This window comes from Paenibacillus sp. PDC88 (assembly GCF_900106725.1).
Classification (GTDB): domain Bacteria; phylum Bacillota; class Bacilli; order Paenibacillales; family Paenibacillaceae; genus Paenibacillus; species Paenibacillus shunpengii.
The window spans coordinates 1-20,046 of the sequence record NZ_FNNT01000002.1 but is presented as its reverse complement, the minus strand read 5'-3'; the positions used below and the strand labels follow the sequence as shown (position 1 = coordinate 20,046).

General features: G+C 46.5%; 13 protein-coding genes and 1 other annotated feature. Of the genes, 1 reads left to right on the top strand and 12 read right to left on the bottom strand.

Going from position 1 to position 20,046, the window contains the following annotated elements; translation table 11 throughout:
• Positions 1-57 precede the first annotated feature (57 nt).
• The 12 genes from metG to adhE form a co-directional block, all read right to left on the bottom strand.
• The gene (metG, locus tag BLW49_RS06390) at positions 58-2,055 is read right to left on the bottom strand and encodes a methionine--tRNA ligase (protein WP_090723884.1); all 1,998 of its coding nucleotides are present in this window, start codon (positions 2,053-2,055) and stop codon (positions 58-60) included.
• Positions 2,056-2,136: 81 nt separating this feature from the next.
• Positions 2,137-2,421 (bottom strand) — a binding site (T-box leader).
• A gap of 76 nt (positions 2,422-2,497) precedes the next feature.
• Positions 2,498-2,749: a membrane protein insertion efficiency factor YidD gene (yidD, locus tag BLW49_RS06385; RefSeq protein WP_076313105.1), complete on the bottom strand. Its 252-nt coding sequence runs from the start codon at positions 2,747-2,749 to the stop codon at positions 2,498-2,500.
• 2 nt (positions 2,750-2,751) lie between these two features.
• Positions 2,752-3,213: a Fur family transcriptional regulator gene (locus BLW49_RS06380; RefSeq protein ID WP_090723883.1), complete on the bottom strand. Its 462-nt coding sequence runs from the start codon at positions 3,211-3,213 to the stop codon at positions 2,752-2,754.
• A gap of 163 nt (positions 3,214-3,376) precedes the next feature.
• Positions 3,377-5,677 carry a copper amine oxidase N-terminal domain-containing protein gene (locus BLW49_RS06375; protein WP_090723881.1) on the bottom strand — a complete coding sequence of 767 codons (2,301 nt, stop codon included), beginning with the start codon at positions 5,675-5,677 and terminating at the stop codon, positions 3,377-3,379.
• Positions 5,678-5,845: 168 nt separating this feature from the next.
• The gene (locus BLW49_RS06370; protein WP_143042076.1) at positions 5,846-7,438 is read right to left on the bottom strand and encodes a response regulator transcription factor; all 1,593 of its coding nucleotides are present in this window, start codon (positions 7,436-7,438) and stop codon (positions 5,846-5,848) included.
• Entirely contained in the window at positions 7,429-9,249 is a 1,821-nt protein-coding gene (locus tag BLW49_RS06365; protein ID WP_047911024.1) for a cache domain-containing sensor histidine kinase, read from the bottom strand. Before BLW49_RS06365 ends, BLW49_RS06370 begins: the two co-directional genes overlap by 10 nt.
• Before the next feature lie 43 nt (positions 9,250-9,292).
• A complete protein-coding gene (locus BLW49_RS06360) occupies positions 9,293-10,120 on the bottom strand; it encodes a carbohydrate ABC transporter permease (protein WP_090724509.1) in 828 nt (275 codons plus the stop codon).
• A 2-nt stretch (positions 10,121-10,122) separates the two neighbouring features.
• Positions 10,123-11,007, bottom strand: a complete 885-nt coding sequence (locus tag BLW49_RS06355; RefSeq protein ID WP_090723878.1) for a carbohydrate ABC transporter permease — start codon at positions 11,005-11,007, stop codon at positions 10,123-10,125.
• A 156-nt stretch (positions 11,008-11,163) separates the two neighbouring features.
• On the bottom strand, positions 11,164-12,546 hold the full coding sequence (locus BLW49_RS06350; RefSeq protein WP_090723876.1) for an ABC transporter substrate-binding protein: 1,383 nt from the start codon (positions 12,544-12,546) through the stop codon (positions 11,164-11,166).
• Positions 12,547-12,732: 186 nt separating this feature from the next.
• Positions 12,733-13,476 carry a pyruvate formate-lyase-activating protein gene (pflA, locus tag BLW49_RS06345; RefSeq protein WP_090723875.1) on the bottom strand — a complete coding sequence of 248 codons (744 nt, stop codon included), beginning with the start codon at positions 13,474-13,476 and terminating at the stop codon, positions 12,733-12,735.
• A gap of 73 nt (positions 13,477-13,549) precedes the next feature.
• Positions 13,550-15,811, bottom strand: coding sequence for a formate C-acetyltransferase (gene pflB / locus BLW49_RS06340; RefSeq protein WP_047911020.1), 2,262 nt, complete (start codon positions 15,809-15,811; stop codon positions 13,550-13,552).
• Between the two features lie 425 nt (positions 15,812-16,236).
• Positions 16,237-18,849, bottom strand: a complete 2,613-nt coding sequence (gene adhE / locus BLW49_RS06335; protein ID WP_090723874.1) for a bifunctional acetaldehyde-CoA/alcohol dehydrogenase — start codon at positions 18,847-18,849, stop codon at positions 16,237-16,239.
• 236 nt (positions 18,850-19,085) lie between these two features.
• Here adhE and BLW49_RS06330 point away from each other — a divergent pair, with 236 nt between their 5' ends.
• Entirely contained in the window at positions 19,086-19,802 is a 717-nt protein-coding gene (locus tag BLW49_RS06330; protein WP_090723873.1) for a Crp/Fnr family transcriptional regulator, read from the top strand.
• Positions 19,803-20,046 lie beyond the last annotated feature (244 nt).

Genomic DNA, 20,046 nt, shown 5'->3' with positions numbered 1-20,046 from the left:
CCTCTTTTTAAGATTATGTGCAGGATGCACCCATTTCATAACTCATTAAAAAGGGGGTTACTTCACGATTGCCCCGTTCGGCATATTTTCAGGCACCGTAGCCAGAGTCAATTGATCTCCATGAGAGGCAGCGAGAATCATCCCTTGAGACAATTCGCCGCGCAGCTTCACCGGCTTCAGATTCGTCACACAAATGACTTTCTTGCCTACCATTTCTTCCGGCGTATAGAACTTCGCAATACCCGATACTACTTGACGCTGCTCATAACCGAGATCAAGCTGCAGCTTCAGCAGCTTATCTGCCTTTTTCACCGGCTCGCACGCGGTAACCTGAGCAACACGCAGCTCTACTTTGGCAAAGTCCTCAATTCCGATCTCCGGCAGTCCTTCCGTTGCTTCTGCTGCGGCTTCTACCGCTTTGGCTGGCTCTGCTTTGGTTCCGCCTGACATAGCACCCGCAATATAGGCAACCTCCTGCTCTACATCAAGTCTCGGGAAGATCGGCTCACCCTTGCGAAGCTCATTTCCTGCTGGAACCAATCCTGCCTGCTTGGTGCTGTCCCAGCTTGTAAGCTCTCCCTCCTGAATGTTAAGCTGCTCCCAAATTTTGCGCGGAGCCTGAGTTAAGAACGGCTGCAGCAAGATGGATGCTACACGCAAGCTCTCTACCAGATGGGCCATAACGGAAGCAAGCTCCTCGCGTTTTGCCTCATCCTTAGCAAGCACCCATGGCTGAGTTTCATCAATATATTTGTTGCACCGGCTGATGAATTGACCAATTAGTGTCAGTGCTACAGAGAATTCCAGATTCTCCATCGCCTCTTCCACTTTCTCCACAGTACTCAGCGCAAGCTCTTCAATCGTGCTGTCAAATTCAGTTACTCTGGATTGGTATGCAGGCGTTTTGCCGTCAAAATACTTGTGCACCATCGCCACAGTACGGTTAAGCAGATTGCCAAGATCATTCGCAAGATCCGAGTTGACACGCTCCACGAAGCTCTCCGGAGTGAATATACCATCCGATCCGAACGGCACCTCACGCAGCAAGTAGTAACGCAGGGAATCCAGTCCGTAGCGGTCAATCAATGTCACGGGATCAACGACATTCCCTTTGGATTTGGACATTTTGCCATCCTTCATCAGCAGCCATCCGTGGGCAAATACCTTCTTCGGCAGCGGAAGATCCAGCGCCATCAGCATAATCGGCCAATATATCGTGTGGAAGCGGACGATTTCTTTACTCATCAGATGAACATCTGCCGGCCAGAATTTATCGTACAAGGAAGCATCCTCACTGCCATATCCCAGAGCGGTAATGTAGTTCAGCAGTGCATCAATCCATACGTAGACCACATGCTTAGGATCACTGGATACTTTAACTCCCCATTCATAGCTTGTACGAGATACCGCCAGATCCTCAAGACCCGGCTTGATGAAATTGTTAATCATTTCGTTCTTGCGGGATTTAGGCTGGATGAAATCCGGATTTTCCTCATAATATTGAAGCAGCCGGTCTGCATATTTGCTCATTTTGAAGAAATAGCTTTCCTCTTTGACGAGCTCGACGGGATGACCGCTGTCCGGACTTTTTCCGCCAATAATTTTGCCATTCGCATCTTTCTCGGTATCCACCAGCTGTGTTTCCGTGTAATAGGTTTCATCAGGTATGCTGTACCAGCCTTCGTATTCCCCTTTATAAATGTCGCCCTGCTGCACCAGTCGCTCAAACACGTCCTGAACGACGGATGTATGCCGCGGCTCTGTCGTCCGAATGAAATCATCGTTTGTGATATCAAGCTTTTTCCACAAATCCTGAATTCCTGCGACAATATGGTCAACAAATTCCTGCGGTGTTTTGCCTGCTGCCTTCGCTTTTTGCTCGATTTTTTGACCATGCTCATCTGTACCTGTCAGGTAACGTACCTCATAGCCTCTTAGGCGCTTATATCTTGAGATCGCATCTCCCGCTACTGTAGTGTAAGCATGACCGATGTGCAGCTTGTCGCTTGGATAGTAAATCGGTGTTGTAATGTAGAATGTTTTTTTGTCTGTCACTTTTGTATGCCTCCTAATGATTAATATGTAATCAAGGGATTGCGGTACCATGTAAAAACAACACAAAAAGACCCTCATCCCATATGGGACGAGAGTCTGTTACACTCACGTGGTACCACCCAAATTCCCTGATCACTTCACACTCAAGTAAGAAATCAGGCTCATACCAGTCAAGCTCATTGCTTAACTGTGCCCGCTAACGCTGGCATGCGCCGCTCCCTTACCTTCCATCTACTAGGACGGATATGGCTCGAAAGCAGTTCCTCCAGGACCATTTTCCGAACTCTGCTTCAGACCGGCTTGCAGCTCCCCCGGCTCTCTGTACTAAAGCATGCATGATCGTACTTATCCCTTCATAGGAAAAATATGCGTACATCTATAATATTAAGCTTATTCAGAAAAATCATACAAAACGGCAGCATCAATGTCAAGGTTCCGCAGCCTATGAAGGCGTATTTCCTTCACTGCCCTTCTTGGGAGGGACGAGGTCCACTCCCCCCGGATGTAGAGGATGACACTTCGCTATCCGTTTCGCCGCAAGCAAAGATCCCTTCACTGCACCGTGCACCTCGATGGCTTCAAGTGCATAAGCAGAACAGGTCGGATAAAAACGACAGCTGGGCGGCTTCAGCGGTGAGATGAATTTGCGATAGAATTGAACCGGAGCCTTCGCAATGAATCTAGCAGGCTTCATTATTAATGACCTTTGGAAGCAGACTTCTTCGTATTCTTATAGCCTTTGCCTTCAGTCTGACATTCCCTGCAATATCCAAAAATTTCAAACTTGTGTTCAACAACTTGAAATTGATCCGGTGTATCTGTAAGATTCATCGGGCAAAACTCGATCGGCAGTGTCTTCTGACAGTTCAGGCATATCAAATGATGATGGTGATGACCGCTGCTGCATGACGCTTTGAATTTAACCCCGTCTTCAAAAATAACCTGCTCCAGTACGCCGAGCTCCTGCATGACTCTCAAGTTGCGATAGACTGTATCAAAGCTTAATCCGCTGTATGATTTGCCCATATATTCATAAACGTCTTTTGGTGACAAATAACCTTCTGATTCGGCAAAAAGCCTTGCCAGCGTCTTGCGCTGATCCGTAATTCGAAGTCCTTGACCGGACATAGCTTCAATAATTTGATCCGTGGACAGCATGACTCTTAACCCTCCTGTCATACCTATTTGTGTCATACCCTTATAATGCCTGAAATCAAGAGTCACGTCAACGAACACGTATAGTACGTTGATTCGTATTCGACACAAACGTAACAAAAAAAGAACTCTGATATAGAGCTCTTTTTTTGATATGAATGAATTCTTACTCCTCTACTTGCGGCAATGCCGTAAACAACAGATTGATTGGAAGACTGCTTGCCGGCGCAGCAGTGAACCAGATTTCGACCTTTTGCTCATAGCTGCCTGTTCGGTATAATACAACCTGCTCATTCGGAGCACTTACTCCTCCACTCTTCGCCAGGGGTATGAGCATTCCATTCACCATCGCATAGCCCGAATAGGTTCCTCCGCGAGGATTAAAGGAGATCAGTGTATTAGGAGCTACGGAGTCCAGTGTGATCTTGTACAGGACACCGAAGTTACCCGAGTTGGAGGCTGTTACCCCTACCATCGGATCCACGCCGGCCACGTTCGGGTCATCCTTGTTATCCCCAATCACAAGCCGCTGTGACTTCTCGCCAATCGTCTCGCTGTATTTGATGATGCGAGTTGGATTATCATAAGTTCCGCGGTTATGAACACCATCCCGATCAAGAACCGGCAGCTTCTTCACTGCAGACAGCGGATCCAGCTTCTCATCAATCATAATGACTTTGTAGTCAATTGGATAATTGCTGTAAACATCAGAATACAGTGAAATAATTTGACTCTGGCCAAGACTCGACATGCTCAGATCGGTAAGGATCAGCTTGCTCTCTCCCGGCTTCAGCTGAGTAGTCGACCACTTTGAACCATCCTGCATCGTTTCAAAATATCTTTGTACCGCTTTTTTGCCTGCAGCCTGTGCAATATTGGTCGGACCTGCGAAGCCTAGATTCTCTGTACGAAGTGTAGCTGTAGCCGAGTTGTTGTTCGTTGCGACCACGTACATCTTCACTTTTTTGCCGGTGTTATTGAGATGGTGAAGCAAAAATCTCGTGTTGCCGACGGCACGATCCTGATATAGAATCCCTTCACGGGTTACCGTTTCAGGACTATTGCTTCGTATCAGTGTGCCTGGTTGATCCGTGTACGTATAACTCACTTTATCCCAGGTCGGGACAATCGAACCGTCAAAGGCAAATTCCTCCCCAACCGGTGTAAAGAGACGATTAAACTCATTGAGCGTGTACAACGTTTCGTTTGTGATAATAATCGTTTTTTCGTAAGTCCGGCTTGCCCCTTTATTATCAGTAACCGTTAATCGAATCGTCTTGGGTCCAGGTGTGAAAAACGCTGCTGCATTATTGTCCCACTGTGTATCTACTATATACTCGTCATCTGTACTCTCGTCCTTGTACGTAATCAGCTCGCCCATCTTGTATTCTTCTTTATCTGTTGTAAACATCGGAATCGGCGGCTGATTCGGCCGTTCTACATTAATGGTAACGGTATAGGCATCACTCCATGTACCGCTTGAATCCTGAACATAATAGCTGACCGTATAGTTCCCTTCTGATTCAAATACATCCTGTCTGCCTTCCCAGCGTTCATTAATGATCGCAAGACCTTTCGGAGAATAAGGAGCTGTTACATAAGTTACCTGATCTCCTGCGTACACCTTGCTCGGCTGAATGCTGAATTTAGCAACCGGCTTACTCGACAGGTTCAGAATAATCCGTTTATTGATGTTATCCACACTGTAGGTTATGCCAAGTGCTTGGGTAATGGATGTCAGCGGTACCATAAATGTATTGTTCGTCTGATAGGAAGCGCCCTTCATGCTCTTCGAAACGCCGTTAACCGTATAGCTGCTGCTGTTCGTTTTGAAGCGAAGTTCGTTGCTGCCCTGGATGATCAGCGTTTCCTTGGTGCTGTAATTGTATGATACCTTGTATCCGACTCGATCAACCAATGCGCGAATCGGCACATAGGAAACACCGCTCTTCACAACCATCGGCTGTGGAGCGTAGTAAGTAACACCGTCCTGAATCATCTTGCTGCTATTATAAAATAAGATCAGCTGGCTCGCGCTGACAGCTGTATTCGCTGCTGTATTTGCCTTGACCGAGCTTGTCTCCTGAGCAGTTTGCTGTGAAACCGGCTGCTGCTCTACAGCATCCGACTCTATAGAATCCTCTTCGGGAAGTGAAGCCTGGTCTTTCTCAGAGGATTCATCACTTTGAGAATCATCTGGAAGCTCTGCTTCATCAGATATGTCCTGAGCTCCGCTTACGGATCCTTCTGCGGCTTCTGTGTCCTGCTTCACTTCGTTATTGGTGTGTGAAGTACTCTCGTCATTCTTAACATCTTGGGACAGGGTTTCTTGCACACTTGCTGCTTGTTGATCAAGTGCTTGTCCCTGCTGAACTTCTGCTGTGTCTGATTGTGCACTCACTGGAAAAGCCATCAGTACCTGTGAAACGGCAAAGACGGTGAGAATAGATAATTTCTTGAAATTCATTCCTCGACTCCTTCTAATCACTTAGTTGTATCACGATGCATGTCTCATTATTAGACGCAGTTATACTGAAAAAGTTGCTCTACACATTCTAAAAAATGACAAAAAGCAACATCCCCTAAGTCGGAAACGCTGCTCTTATGTCGCCATTTACTTATGATTTGGAAGAGTTCAGTTTGTCTTGGCTGCCATCTCACGAAATTCAGAAGGCTTCATTCCATAATACTTATGAAATACTTTTGAGAAATATCTCCGTTCCCGATACCCCACGGCAGCTCCAATCGAAGCGATGCTCCGATCTGTTCCGGTGAGCATGGCTTTCGCAGACTCCATCCTTTCTCTCGTTACATATTCAACAAAAGTGACACCAAAATGGCTCTTGAATAGCTGGCAGAAGTAGCTTGAACAGATCCCAAGCTGGTCTGCCATCTCTTCAATACCCAGATCTTTATCCAGCCTTGCCGCGATATAATCCCTTGCGGTAGCCACCAGCTCTCCTGCCGTGCGCCTCGGCAGCTCGCTTGCACAAGCTTCTGCCAAGGTAAGTGACAGCTCAAAATATTCCCGGAGTGTAAGCGTTTGTAACATCACATTCCAGATCCGTTCTTCTGCTTCTGTCTTCAGCAGCTTCATTTCGTGCATATCACGGAGCATGAGAACAACAATGTAATGGAAATACTTGATGGCCTTGCCGTTGTTACTCCCTTTGTCGGTGCACATCAAGCTGTAAATTTGCTTCAGCACCGATGTAACCTCATTTTTATTTTTTTGCCTCACCGCCAGGGTCAACCGATCCGACCATACACGAGACATCCATTCAAGCTCTTCGCCTGACTCCTGCTCATCAATATTTGCAATCCTTGTGCCTGAATGCTCAGACATCATCAGCGCCCGCTGGGCATCTCTATATTCTTCGGCCAGCATGTAATCAAAGACCTTCTTGCCGGAAGCATACAATTCTGCAGCCATGCCAGATGCATCTGTAAACCTACGTTCCAGCTCTTCGAGTAAGTCAGGATCAGGGACACGGGAAGCAGAATCAGATAAGGAGGAATCATGTTCAATAACAATACACCATTCTCCATCCCGCGTCTGGATTACTTCTCCTGCTGGCGTTGAAGCCGCCAAATGATCGTCGATTACTGCACCAACCAACTCATGCCAATGCTTACGCTCTTCTTCTGACCATAACAAGGAATTGAGGAAATAATCCTGTGCAACGAGCAAGATGAGTGTATAACGACTTCCACCTGCGGTTGACTTCACATCTTCACATGGATTGGGACTATGGGATTCACCAAGCAATACTTCCTGCAGCCATTTTCGACGAATCCACTTGCTCATATACAGCTCTCGCACCGTGCCCTGCTGCTCCTGCTGCTTCTTATTGCGGATACGGCCTGCAAGTGCGCCAATGGTTGACTCCAGCTCAAAATAATCGATCGGCTTGCATATGTATTCACGAACGCCTTGCTGCAATGCAAGTCTCGCATATTCAAACTCCTGGTAGCCGGTAAGCAGCAGAATCTCTGCTTTCCCGCCTCTTATCCGATACTGTTCAATGAATGTTAGTCCGTCCATGACAGGCATTCGAATATCACATAATATGAGATCAGGCTGAACATGGGTACTCAGCTCTAACGCTTCATTTCCGGTACGGGCAGCTCCAGCCACCTTGATTCCGAGCGATTCCCAATCAATAAACTCCTTCAAGTTATCAAGTATAGGCTGTTCATCATCAATTAGCAGCGCACTCAATTCCAAGACGAATCCCCCCAATCGTTTTTGGGCAGCACACACCGGATTGTCGTTCCTGCCCCACTCGCAGAACAGATAAATATACCGTAATGTTCTCCATATTGAATGCGAATTCGGTCGGCTACACTCCGCACTCCAAGACCACGACGTTCAGACATGGCCGGTGATATCGGTTCATCCTCCATTTCCGTCGTCTTCGCCATGTATTCGAACCGTTCAAGGACGGTGTTAGCCATCCCGATTCCATTATCCTGCACTTCAAGCACAACTCTTCCCATATCTTCCCATGCTGTTACCCGGATGAATCCAACGTAATCAATTCCTTCAAACCCATGCTGAATGCTATTCTCGACAAGGGGCTGCAGGGTAAGCTTAAGAATAGGAAAGGATTCGAGCTTCTCAGGAATGTCAATCTCATATTCAAACAGCTCAGCAAACCTGTATTGTTGAATCGCCAAGTAGTTCTCGAGATGCTTCACTTCCTCCTTGATCGGAATTTCTTCCACATCTTGAATGCTGATACGTAAAATACTGGCCAGCCTGTTTACCATCTCACTGACCTTCCTTCTTTCCCCGCGAAGTGCAAGTCCATTAATGGACTCTAGTGTATTGAACAAGAAGTGCGGCTTGATCTGGGCCTGCAGCACCCGGAGCTCGGCTCTTGTCTTCTGCATCTGCTCGGCCTTGACTCTGCGGAACAAGCTGCTGATTTTGTCCATAAGATCATTGATGCCTTGTGCCAGCAGCTGGAGCTCGTCGTAGCCTTTGCCCTCAATCCTTGCACTCAAATCCCCATCTTCAACTCTGCGCATAAAGCGTACAAGGACTGCAATCGTTCCGGTAATCCGATTCATAAAAAAGACATTGAACATAAGGGCGGCAAACAGACAGCATATAATAATAATCACATACCAGCTGACCAGCTGATTCGTTTCTTTGGCCAAGGAGTTCCATTCAGTTACAGAGACAAGCTGCCATGGATATCCCTTCATCTGGTATTGAGACAGGATGCTCTCTGTTCCATCGAAATTCAGCCTGCTGCTGCGATATCCGTCCCCGCCTGCAAAGGTCTCGCTCATCAGCTCCGACATGTATCGTCCAATATAAAAACCGGAAGGGTCATATACAACGAGCCCGTCTTGGTTCACCATCATAAATTCCGTATCCTGATTCCCGCTCATGCTGAGATTACGGAAGATCCGGTCAATTTCCCAATTCTTGATCTGCACGACCAGAACACCAATGTTCTGGAAAAAACTCAGCTCTTTTACAAGCCTGATTTGAGTAAATACAGGCTCATAGCCCGTGAATTCCGGATGCTCCAGCGGAGCAATCCACAGAGGCACACCATTTAACTCTTTCACTTGATTGTAGAGCGGATGGTTGGTAAACTCCCCGAAAGGCAGTGCCTTGAAGTCTTCCTTCGTAAAAATAGAGACAATCCGCTCTCTGGCGGAATACTCCAAATTATAGAGAAATGCATAGCTGATTGCGGGATAATTATAGAGCATGCTGCGAAAATTCCGCTGACTCGCATTCAGATAGAGCTGATCGCTCTCCCCAAGGTTCACGGGCTTCTCGGATTCAAGCGCCATCTGAAACACAGACGTAGCAATTCCATTGTCTGTTACATTGTTCATTTCCTGAAACACGCTTTCGATGCTGTAGCTGATCGACTTCAGCGCATACTCAGCCTGCTCGCTGTATTTTTTCTCAATTGTACTCGATGTTACGAGAAAGGTTCCGAAGCCCATGACACACATCGGGATGATGATCAATGCCAGAAACGCCACGACAAGTTTGCTACGCAAGTTCAAGAACGCATTTCTCCCCGGTCGAAGAGCATAAGCGTAAGTCTCGTCACCCTTTGACGCTACCTGCGGTTACACCTTCAATGATCTGCTCTTGCAAAATGGAATAAATAATGATAACCGGCACGACACTGTAGACAATTCCCGCTGACATCTGGGCGTAGTTCATCTGGTACTGATCTCTGAACTGCACCATTCCTACAGGCAGGGTACGAAGTGTGTCCGTGGATAAAAAGTAGTTGGCTAGAAGAAATTCATTCCAGTTGCCAAGAAAGTTAACGATAAATACCGTAACGATCGCTGGAATGGTTAGAGGTAACACTATTCTAGCAAATATCCCCTGTGCCCTCAACCCGTCCATAACGGCAGCTTCCTCGATTTCACTTGGGAGCGAACGCATAAAAGCAGCCAGTATAATAATCGTAAACGGAAGCGCATTTGCAATATAAGGAATGATGAGCGCGAGATGCGTATCCAGGATACCCAGCTTGCGGACAAGCAGATAGATGGGCAGCATCAGGGAGTTGTTCGGAATGAGCATGCCGACCAGGATCAGGCTGAAGAAGGCTGTGTTCCATTTTCCATGCTTCATTCTTGTTACCGCAAAGGCAAACATCGCACCAAGCAAGATGGATACCACCGAGGCTAGGATTGAAATATATAAGCTGTTAAAGAAGTACGTTCCGATCTTGGCATTAACCCAGGCTTCTACATAATTTTCAAATGCAAACTCTTGCGGGATACCAAACGGATTAAGCGCAATCGCATTGTTATCCTTCTTGACGGATGAGAAAATGACAAATAGAAATGGAAACAAAATGACTAGCAAGTAGCTGAGCAGAAATACATGGGGGATTGATTTACTCAAGGTTCGCATCATTAGTATTCAATCCTTTCACTTCGGCGGGCGATCATGACTTGATAGAGAGCCGTCAGAATGAGTGTAAATACAAAGATAAGGACAGCGATGGTGTTTCCGTAGCCGTATTTAAAATTCGTGATCGCATATTTGATCATGTAGGTTGCTAGCACGTCTGTGGACCCGGCTGGACCGCCTTTTGTCATGACAATGACGATATCTGCTGCCTTCATTGCACCTGCAATCGACAGCATAATGACAACAGAAATGATAGGCTTGATGAGCGGCAGTGTTATGGATAATGCTCTTTGCAGCCGGTTTGCTCCATCAATCTCAGCTGCTTCATCCAGATCACGCGGAATGGCGAGAATTGCTGCGAGTACCATGATGATGTAGAAGCCAGTCCATTGCCAGGCATTTGTGAGCAGGATGGAGAACATCGCGTATTTCTCATCTGACAGCCAGTAGATCGGCTCGATGCCAAGCAGCCCCAATATCTGATTTAACAAGCCGATATTCGGTTCATAGATGAAGCCCCACAAGATCCCAATAACCGCTGTAGACATAATGGAGGGAAGGAACACCGCCGTTTTGTATAGGCCTTTAAGCCGCTTCACATTCGCAATGAGAAGAGAGAAGAGCACAATCAGCGGAACCTGAATACCGCACGAAAAAAGAATAAACCATCCGTTATTCAAGGCCGACTCCCAGAATCTCTCATCTCCAAATGCTTTTATATAATTTTCGAACCCAATAAATTTCGGATTCTCAGATACGCCATTCCAGCTGGTAAAGCTGTAGTATATCGAATTCAAGATCGGATAAATAAAAAACAACATAAACAATATCAAGGCAGGTAATATAAACATGGAGTATACCCAAGGATTCTTGAGTGATTTGTTCATGTGCCAACAGCCTCCCATGGAAGAGCCAATAATGTACAGTCTCATACCATATTAGTGTGTAAAAAAACCCCGGACGCTGATCCGGGGTAAGCAGTCCTGTTATTTTATCGTTTTATGCTGATCACGATTATGAATGGTAACGGTGCTTAAGCCTCTTTATTCCACTGCTGCGTTTGCTTCTTCTTGAACTTTCTGCAGATCCTCTGCCATTTGCTCAGGGGTCGTTTGGCCGCCAATCAGCTTCTGAATCTGAATATTACTGATCTCAGTCGTTACATCCGCTTGAACAAGCGAGTCAAATGCAGGGAAAGAAGTAGCGGAAGCATTAAGGACAGCAACGATCTCCTTCATCAAATCATCGGTAATACTTTCGGTTAGTACAGCTTCATCGAATTTCATAGCCGGCAGTACACCGTCTTCAACTAGACCTCTAATTTGCATTTCTTCATTAAACATATTCTTAATGAAGGATTTCACTGCTGCGAGCTTCTGTGGATCGTCCGCAACCGAAGCTGCAAAGCCGTATCCGTTATTCACATCGCGCATGAGAGAGGTTTGGTCTCCTACTCCTCCATCAACAGGAGGCAAGTTGAAGAATCCGACTTTACCGATCAAGCCTTCACCGGATTGCCCTTCCTTGAATACAGAGGATTTCCATGTGCCGTCATACATCAGAATCGCTTCACCGCTCGTAAATTGAGTCGTATACTCTGCATACTCAAATCCAAGCTCGCCCTTCTTGAAATACTCTTTGTCAACCCATTCTTGATGCTTAGCAAAAGCTTTGACAACTCCCGGATCGGTCCAAGCCGCTTCACCGGTAACAAACTTGTTTGTAATATCAGAGCCTGCGTATCGCGACCAGAGATGGTTCGTCAGCATAAGAGGTACCCAGCCTGCCTTCGAAGCTCCAGCCAGCGGCACTTTGCCATCTGCCTTAATATCAGCCAGCTGCTGCTCAAATTCGGCAAAGGTAGCCGGCGGCTGCCATCCCTTCGACTCATAATATTCCTTGTTGTAGAAAAACCCTTCGCCAGATCCTCCGACCGGCAGACCATATACATTGCCTTCATAAGTGAACGGCTCAAGTGAGGAGAATTTATCCTGAATTCCGAGCTCTTCAAGGATCGGTGTCAGATTGAGAAGCATGCCTTCTTTGGCGTATACCTTCGCATCTGGGCTGCCGAACAGGTCGAAGATATCCGGCGGATTACCTGCAGCCATTTCGCCCCGCAGCTTTTCTTTGCGGTTAACGTCAGAATCAACTCCATCCAGGGTAAAAGATGCGCCTTCGACTTCCCCCTCCACCTTCTTAACCACGTCCTGCAGGATCGCAAGCCGGCGTTCCTTGTCCGCACCGACCTGCGTATGCCGAAGTGTCATTTCAAACGGCTCAGCCGAAGCTGCCGGCGGTGTTTCGCCGGACGTTCCAGGCTCCGCAGCAGGTGTTTCCGTATTAGAGCTGCCTCCACAGCCTGCCAGTGTCAGTGACACTGCCAGCATTAACGACATCATAGAACCAAACTTTTTCTTCAACATTCGTTTGCCCCCGCTTTCTATGAGCTTGTATTGTATGTAACTTACTTGCTTTACAATTTTCATTATAAAAACATTGCTGTGTGTCCGATAGGACTACAATTTAAAGATCGAGGGATAAAATCCTCGAAAAATACGTAAAAACTCCCTTCTCATGTTAGAAGGGAGTTCGTTATCACGACACGTTTATCAAAGTTCGATCCTGCTTGCTTCCTTGCGTCCCGTCTCAATGAGACGGTAAGCACGGTCTATTTCCGCTTGTTCAGGAGAGGGGACACCCTCAAGCGGATATTCTTTGCCTAGCAGCTTCCATTTATAAATTCCCATTTGATGATAGGGAAGAATCTCAAATTTTTCTACTCCATCAAGTGTTCCTATAAACCTGCCCAGATTAAGCAGATCCTTCTCATCATGATGAATGCCGGGAACATACACATGGCGGATCCACATCTGTTTGCCATGTTCCGATAACCAGCGTGCCGTCTCCAGCATTCTTACATTCGATTTGCCCGTCATGCGCTCATGCTTCTCATTATCGATATGCTTCAGATCGAGCAGCACAAGATCCGTTACCTTAAGGAGCTCATCTATACGGTCCATATCATTAAAACCGTTCGTATCCAGCGTCGTATGCAGATTCCAGCGATCTTTGACCTCACGGAACAGCTGAGTAACAAAGGCCGCTTGAAGCGTAGGTTCACCGCCAGAGACAGTCAAGCCTCCACCAGAGCTCTTATAATAATGAATATAAGGCTCAATCTCAGCGAGCACCTCTTCCAGTGACATTGCGTTCCCGCCATCCAGTGCCCAGGTGTCAGGGTTATGACAGTACTGGCATTTCAGCAGACATCCCTGCATGAACAGCACGAAGCGGATGCCGGGACCATCAACCGTACCAAATGTTTCTAGTGAATGTACATGACCTTTGACCATTTATACCATCCCTTTTCCTATCGCATCCGCTTTGTGCGTCTGTGCAGATTGTTGAGTAGCTAGCAGTTAGCTGTTACATATTGCCGTGGAATGTCCGGTTAATAACATCAAGCTGCTGCTCACGTGTCAGTTTGATAAAGTTAACCGCATAACCCGATACACGTACGGTCAGCTGTGGATAATTCTCAGGGTGCTCCATTGCATCAATCAGCTGCTCTCGATTAAAGACATTGACATTCAAGTGATGGGCTCCACTTCCAAAATATCCGTCCATCATTGCTGTCAGGTTGGTCTTACGGGCCTCTTCCTCTTTGCCAAGTGCCTTCGGAATGATCGAGAAGGTGTTGGAAATACCATCCAGGCTGTGTTCGTAAGGCAGTTTGGCAACGGAGCTGAGGGAAGCCAGTGCGCCTTTTTTATCGCGTCCGTGCATTGGATTCGCTCCTGGGGCAAAAGGCTCTCCTGCTTTACGTCCGTCCGGGGTCGTACCCGTCTTCTTACCATACACAACATTCGATGTAATCGTCAGTACCGATTGTGTCGGCATCGCATTCCGATAGGCTTTGTGCTTGCGAATCATCGTCATGAAGGACTCGACGAGCTCCACTGCGATTTGGTCAACCTTGTCGTCGTTATTACCGTAGCAAGGATACTCGCCTTCTATAACGAAATCCACGGCAATTCCATTCTCGTTGCGGATGGGGCGAACCGTTGCATACTTGATGGCACTAAGCGAGTCGGCTGCTACAGACAGTCCAGCGATACCGCAGGCCATCGTCCGCAGAATATCACGATCATGCAGCGCCATTTCAATCCGTTCGTAGCTGTATTTATCATGCATATAGTGAATCACGTTCAGCGTGTTCATATACAGCTTCGCGAGCCACTCCATCATCGGCTTGAAGCGTTTCATAACCTCGTCATAGTTCAGTACTTCAGATGTAATTGGCGGATACTCCGGACCCACCTGGGCTCCTGATTTCTCGTCTTTACCTCCGTTAATTGCATACAGCAGCGCCTTAGCAAGGTTCGCACGTGCACCGAAGAATTGCATCTGCTTCCCGATCCGCATTGCAGATACGCAGCAGGCAATACCGTAATCGTCTCCATAGATCGGACGCATCAGATCGTCATTCTCATATTGAATGGAGCTGGTTTCGATAGATACCTTGGCGCAGTACTTCTTAAACCCTTCTGGCAGCTGCTCTGACCATAGCACCGTCAAGTTTGGCTCTGGTGCGGGTCCGAGATTGTACAGCGTATGCAGGAAGCGGAAGCTGTTCTTCGTGACGCGTGTCTTGCCATCCATCCCCATGCCGCCGATGGATTCCGTGACCCATGTTGGATCTCCACTGAACAGCTCGTTATAATCCGGTGTACGCAGGAATTTTACAATTCTCAGCTTCATGACAAAATGATCCACCAGCTCTTGAGCTTCCTCTTCAGTCAGTGTTCCTTCTATAAGGTCTCTCTGGATATAGATATCCAGGAAGGAAGAGACACGTCCAAGTGACATCGCTGCACCATTTTGCTCTTTAATTGCTGCCAGATAAGCGAAGTAAACCCATTGGAAGGCTTCTTTGGCATTTCGTGCAGGACCGGAAATATCGAATCCGTGCATTTCACCAAGCTGCTTCAGCTCTTTCAGCGCTCGAATCTGTTCAGACAATTCCTCACGAAGCCGGATCACATCTTCATCGATCACATCAACTTCCAGCTCAGCCTGCTCTCTCATCTTGTCCTTGATTAAAAAGTCAATTCCATACAGCGCTGCTCTTCGGTAGTCACCGATAATACGTCCGCGGCCGTAGGCATCTGGCAGGCCTGTGATGATGCCGGCTCGCCGCGCATTTCTCATTTCACTCGTATAGGCATCAAATACCCCTTGGTTATGTGTTTTTCTGATCGTGGTGAACATTTCAATAATCGGCTCAGGAAGCTTAAAGCCATAGGCTTCACAAGCATCAATCATCATCTTGATACCGCCGAACGGCTGAATGGAACGCTTAAACGGGGCATCCGTCTGAACGCCGACAATCTGCTCCTTCTCTTTATCCAAGTATCCAGGCTGATGGGATACAATTGTTGAAGGGGTGTTGACATCCACATCCAGTACTCCGCCGTTATCTCTCTCTTTCTTGGTTAGATCCATAACGATCTCCCACAGCGCTTTTGTATTGTCTGTCGCACCTGTCAAAAAGCTCTCGTCACCCTCATACGGAATGAGGTTTTTCTCTAAAAAGTTATTAACATTAACCTCTTTTGTCCATTTTCCGGACTTGAAGCTTCTCCAGCCGGATTGTACGTTTTGCATTTCTTTTTCGGTTACCGCCATGGTAATCCCTCCAATAGATTCGTGGTTACACTAGACAGATCATGAAGGCAGGTACGAAATTCCATCCCTGCTGTTACTCTTTCTCCCTCGGCTCTGTTATTGTGGTAAGGTTATTTGTGATTATTTTCACTAATCTGCCTGCTCACTCCCCTTCTCTCCACTCTTTATAGGGAAGTGAAATTGCCTTTTGGGTTCTATGAAATGGATTTCTTCTCTCTTACATTTCAAATTATATTATACAGATCACATTTATTATGTGATGAATATCACAAAGTTAAGCCTGTTACTCCATTTTATTTTTACTGTTGTAGTCATGCTTCCCATTCGTATATTGTGCGGAACAAGCATACGAAAAAAAAGCCGTGCTGAACGAAGGAAATTCCTTCTGCTCAGCACAGCTTCACCATTTACGATGAAGAACACGGTTATTTATCAAATCTTCCATAGAAAGCATTCCGGTACACATCAGCCAGCTCACTGACAAGTGGCAGCTTCGGATTCGCAGTAGTACACTGATCTTCAAATGCCCGGTCTGCCAAATAATCGACTCTTGCTTCAAAATCCTTCGGATCAAAGCCAAGCTCCTGGAACGAAGCCGGGATACCGAGCTTCTTATTCAAATCACGTATTGCCTGAATCAGGCTGTTAACCCCTTCTTCTGTCGTATTCGCAGGTAATCCCAGGATACGTGCAATTTCGGCATAACGAAGATCTGCTGTGAAATGATCATATTTCGGGAAGGATGCGAATTTCGTCGGCTTCTTCGCGTTGTATCTTATAACATGCGGCATCAGAATGGCATTGGTTCGTCCATGTGCCGTGTGATACTGTCCGCCCCATTTGTGAGCAAGACTGTGATTGATACCAAGGAATGCATTGGCAAAGGCCATTCCGGCAATCGTAGACGCGTTATGCATTTTCTCTCTCGCCAGCTTATCTCCCGTAAGAGCAGATGCTTCAAGATATTCGAATACGAGCTGAATCGCTTTGATCGCGAGGCCATCTGTATAATCATTTGCCATGACAGATACGTAGGCTTCGATCGCGTGAGTCAGTACATCCATACCCGTATCTGCAACAGCTACCCGTGGCAGGCTGTATACGAAATCGGGATCTACAATGGCTACATCCGGTGTCAGCTCGTAATCGGCCAGCGGATATTTGGTATTCCCTTTATTCTTATCTGTAATAACTGCAAATGAGGTTACTTCTGAGCCTGTTCCCGAGGTTGTTGGGATCGCCACAAATTTTGCCTTTTGTCCCAGCTTAGGATATTTGTAAATCCGTTTACGGATATCCATAAATTTTTGTTTCATATGATCAAACTCGGCATCAGGATGCTCGTAGAACAGCCACATCGCCTTGGCCGCATCCATTGGGGATCCGCCGCCGAGCGCAATAATACAATCCGGTTCAAAGCTGTTCATCAGCTTCGTGCCATTCTCTACGGTTGTTGTTGAAGGGTCGGGCTCCACATCGGAGAACACTTCAATGAACACAGGCTTGCGGCGCTGGCGCAGGTAATGCTCCACTTTATCAACGTAGCCCAGTTTCACCATCATGGGATCTGTAACAATGAGTACGCGAGAAATGTCAGGCATTTTCGCAAGATACTGGGTAGCCCCCTTCTCAAAATAAACCTTGCTTGGAACCTTAAACCATTGCATATTCACTGTACGTCTCGCCACTCTCTTCACGTTGATTAGATTCACTGCGGTTACATTCGAAGAGGTTGAATTCCGTCCGTATGAACCACAGCCCAGCGTCAATGATGGTAAGTTGGTATTGTAGATGTCCCCAATTGCACCGTGAGTTGAAGGAGAGTTTACAAGAATCCGGCAGGTCTTGAGATGATCTGCAAAACGGCTGATCACTTCATCATCATTTGAATGAATAACCGAAGAGTGTCCCATTCCTCCAAAAGAAACGATTTCTGCGGCACGTTCTATCCCCTGCTCTACCGTCTTAACCTTGTAGCAGGCCAGAATCGGACTCAGCTTCTCAGCGGACAATGGGAATTTTTCTCCAACACCGTCCAGCTCAGCAACCAGAATCTTGGTATTCTCCGGAACGACGATTCCGCTCATCTTCGCAATATCGACAGCCGACTGGCCGACGATCTTCGGATTAACAGCACATTTGTCAGCGGAGATAGCATAAGTCGTTAATTTCGCCGCTTCATCTTTGGTTACGAAGTAGCAGCCATCCGCCACCATTCTCTTCTTCACTTCATCGTAGACGGGTTCTTCTACAATGACCGCTTGCTCTGATGCACAGATCATTCCGTTATCGAAGGATTTGGATAAGATCAAATCTGTCACTGCTTGATTAAGATTCGCCGTCTTCTCTATAAAGCAAGGAACATTTCCTGGTCCAACGCCAAGTGCCGGTTTACCGCAGCTGTAAGCTGCCTTAACCATCGCTCCACCACCGGTAGCCAAAATGAGTGCAACATCCGGATGATTCATCAGCTCGTTTGTCTTCTCCATCGACGGGGCGTCAATCCACTGAATACAATCAGCTGGTGCGCCTTCTTTGATCGCTGCATCTCTTAGAATGCGTGCTGCTTCCCGGCTTGAGTTCTGTGCCGATGGATGGAAACCGAATATGATAGGGTTTCGTGTCTTTATGGCAATCAGTGCCTTAAACATCGTTGTAGAGGTAGGATTGGTTACAGGGGTAATCCCCATAATTACGCCTACCGGCTCCGCTATTTTTTGATAGTTCTCAAACTCATTATCTTCGATGACGCCGACCGTTTTGTCATATTTAATATTGTTGTAGACATATTCTGTAGCAAAAATATTCTTGATAATCTTGTCTTCATAAATTCCGCGGCCTGTTTCCGTCACAGCCAGCTTGGCTAGATTCATGTGCTTATCAAGACCAGCCAGTGCCATCGCCTGAACAATACGGTCAACCGCCTCTTGATCTAATTGCATAAATGCTTCCAGCGCCTTCTTGCCCTTGGTTACCAGCTCATTAATATATTCCGCCGCAGTAACTTCTTTGGATACAGCCTCGTTCTTAACAGCCATCTCCTATCATCCTCCTACCCAAATTCTGAGTTTTTTGTCTCTCTATTGGATTACGAAGTCATCATATCATGCATGATTCTCTTTGTTTGTGAATTTATTCACAATGTATAAAAACTTCGAATTCGATAGTGAAATGAATCACAATGTTGGAATTTTGCCATACTTTGCTTCTCCCGCCCTCTTAACGAAGGTATATACTGAACTTGTAAATCGAACAGTGCAAGGGGGAATCGCATATGACTCACTTAGCATTACTTGAACAAAAAGAAGGCAATATCCGCTGCTTCACATCAGAGAACAAACAGCTCTTACTCAACTTATTGAAGTATCGATCATTACCAAAAGGCTCTCATCTGTTCTGGGAGGGGGATCCTGCCGACAAGCTGTTTTTTATTAAGCACGGGCGCATCAAGATTACGAAATTCACAGATGAAGGAAAAGAATTAATCATGTATATTCATCAGGACGGGGATTTGATCGGTCATGCCGACCCCTTCTTCTCTTCTAGGCACAGCTATTCTGCTGAAGTATTGGAAGAGAGCGAGATTGGATATGCAGAAACCTCAGAGCTTCAGCTGCTCATTGAGATCAACGGCGGATTTGCACTTGATTTTATGAAATGGATGGGTATATACCATCGAATTACACAGACGAAATTCCGCGATCTTATGATGTACGGCAAGCAGGGAGCTCTGTGCTCAACACTAATCCGGCTCGGAAATACTTATGGAGAAGTGGATGGCAAGGGTATTCGGATTAACAAAAAGATGACACATACGGATCTGTCGAATATGATTGGTGCAACCCGGGAAAGTGTCAATCGAATGCTCGCTGAGCTGCGCAAGAAAGGCGCTCTGGCATATGATGATGGCTGCATCGTGATCAAGGAATTAAGCGTTCTTCAACAGATTTGCCGCTGCGAGCAATGCCCGGTAGAAATCTGCAGGATTTAACAAGACAAAAAGCCGACCTTCTGATTTAGAGAAAGATCGGCTTCTTTTTTTATATGAAGATGGAAATAGACCACCCATTTTAAGCAAGCACAATATACAATTTGCTCTTCATGATATGCACCCTATAAGCTGGCACCTTGGTTATATTACTAGTACATGATGGCGTAATTATCCAGTCACTAAATAGGGCTTGCTGAACGCCCCGAAAAGCTGTAAAAAATCGCATAATAACAAGGGATTCGGG

Excerpts from the sequence above, each read along its gene's own strand:
- yidD (WP_076313105.1), bottom strand. The coding sequence starts at position 2,749 with ATGAAGCCTGCTAGATTCATTGCGAAGGCTCCGGTTCAATTCTATCGC.
- BLW49_RS06380 (WP_090723883.1), bottom strand. The coding sequence starts at position 3,213 with ATGCTGTCCACGGATCAAATTATTGAAGCTATGTCCGGTCAAGGACTT.
- BLW49_RS06375 (WP_090723881.1), bottom strand. The coding sequence starts at position 5,677 with ATGAATTTCAAGAAATTATCTATTCTCACCGTCTTTGCCGTTTCACAG.
- BLW49_RS06360 (WP_090724509.1), bottom strand. The coding sequence starts at position 10,120 with ATGCGAACCTTGAGTAAATCAATCCCCCATGTATTTCTGCTCAGCTAC.
- BLW49_RS06355 (WP_090723878.1), bottom strand. The coding sequence starts at position 11,007 with ATGAACAAATCACTCAAGAATCCTTGGGTATACTCCATGTTTATATTA.
- BLW49_RS06350 (WP_090723876.1), bottom strand. The coding sequence starts at position 12,546 with ATGTTGAAGAAAAAGTTTGGTTCTATGATGTCGTTAATGCTGGCAGTG.
- pflA (WP_090723875.1), bottom strand. The coding sequence starts at position 13,476 with ATGGTCAAAGGTCATGTACATTCACTAGAAACATTTGGTACGGTTGAT.
- pflB (WP_047911020.1), bottom strand. The coding sequence starts at position 15,811 with ATGGCGGTAACCGAAAAAGAAATGCAAAACGTACAATCCGGCTGGAGA.
- adhE (WP_090723874.1), bottom strand. The coding sequence starts at position 18,849 with ATGGCTGTTAAGAACGAGGCTGTATCCAAAGAAGTTACTGCGGCGGAA.
- BLW49_RS06330 (WP_090723873.1), top strand. The coding sequence starts at position 19,086 with ATGACTCACTTAGCATTACTTGAACAAAAAGAAGGCAATATCCGCTGC.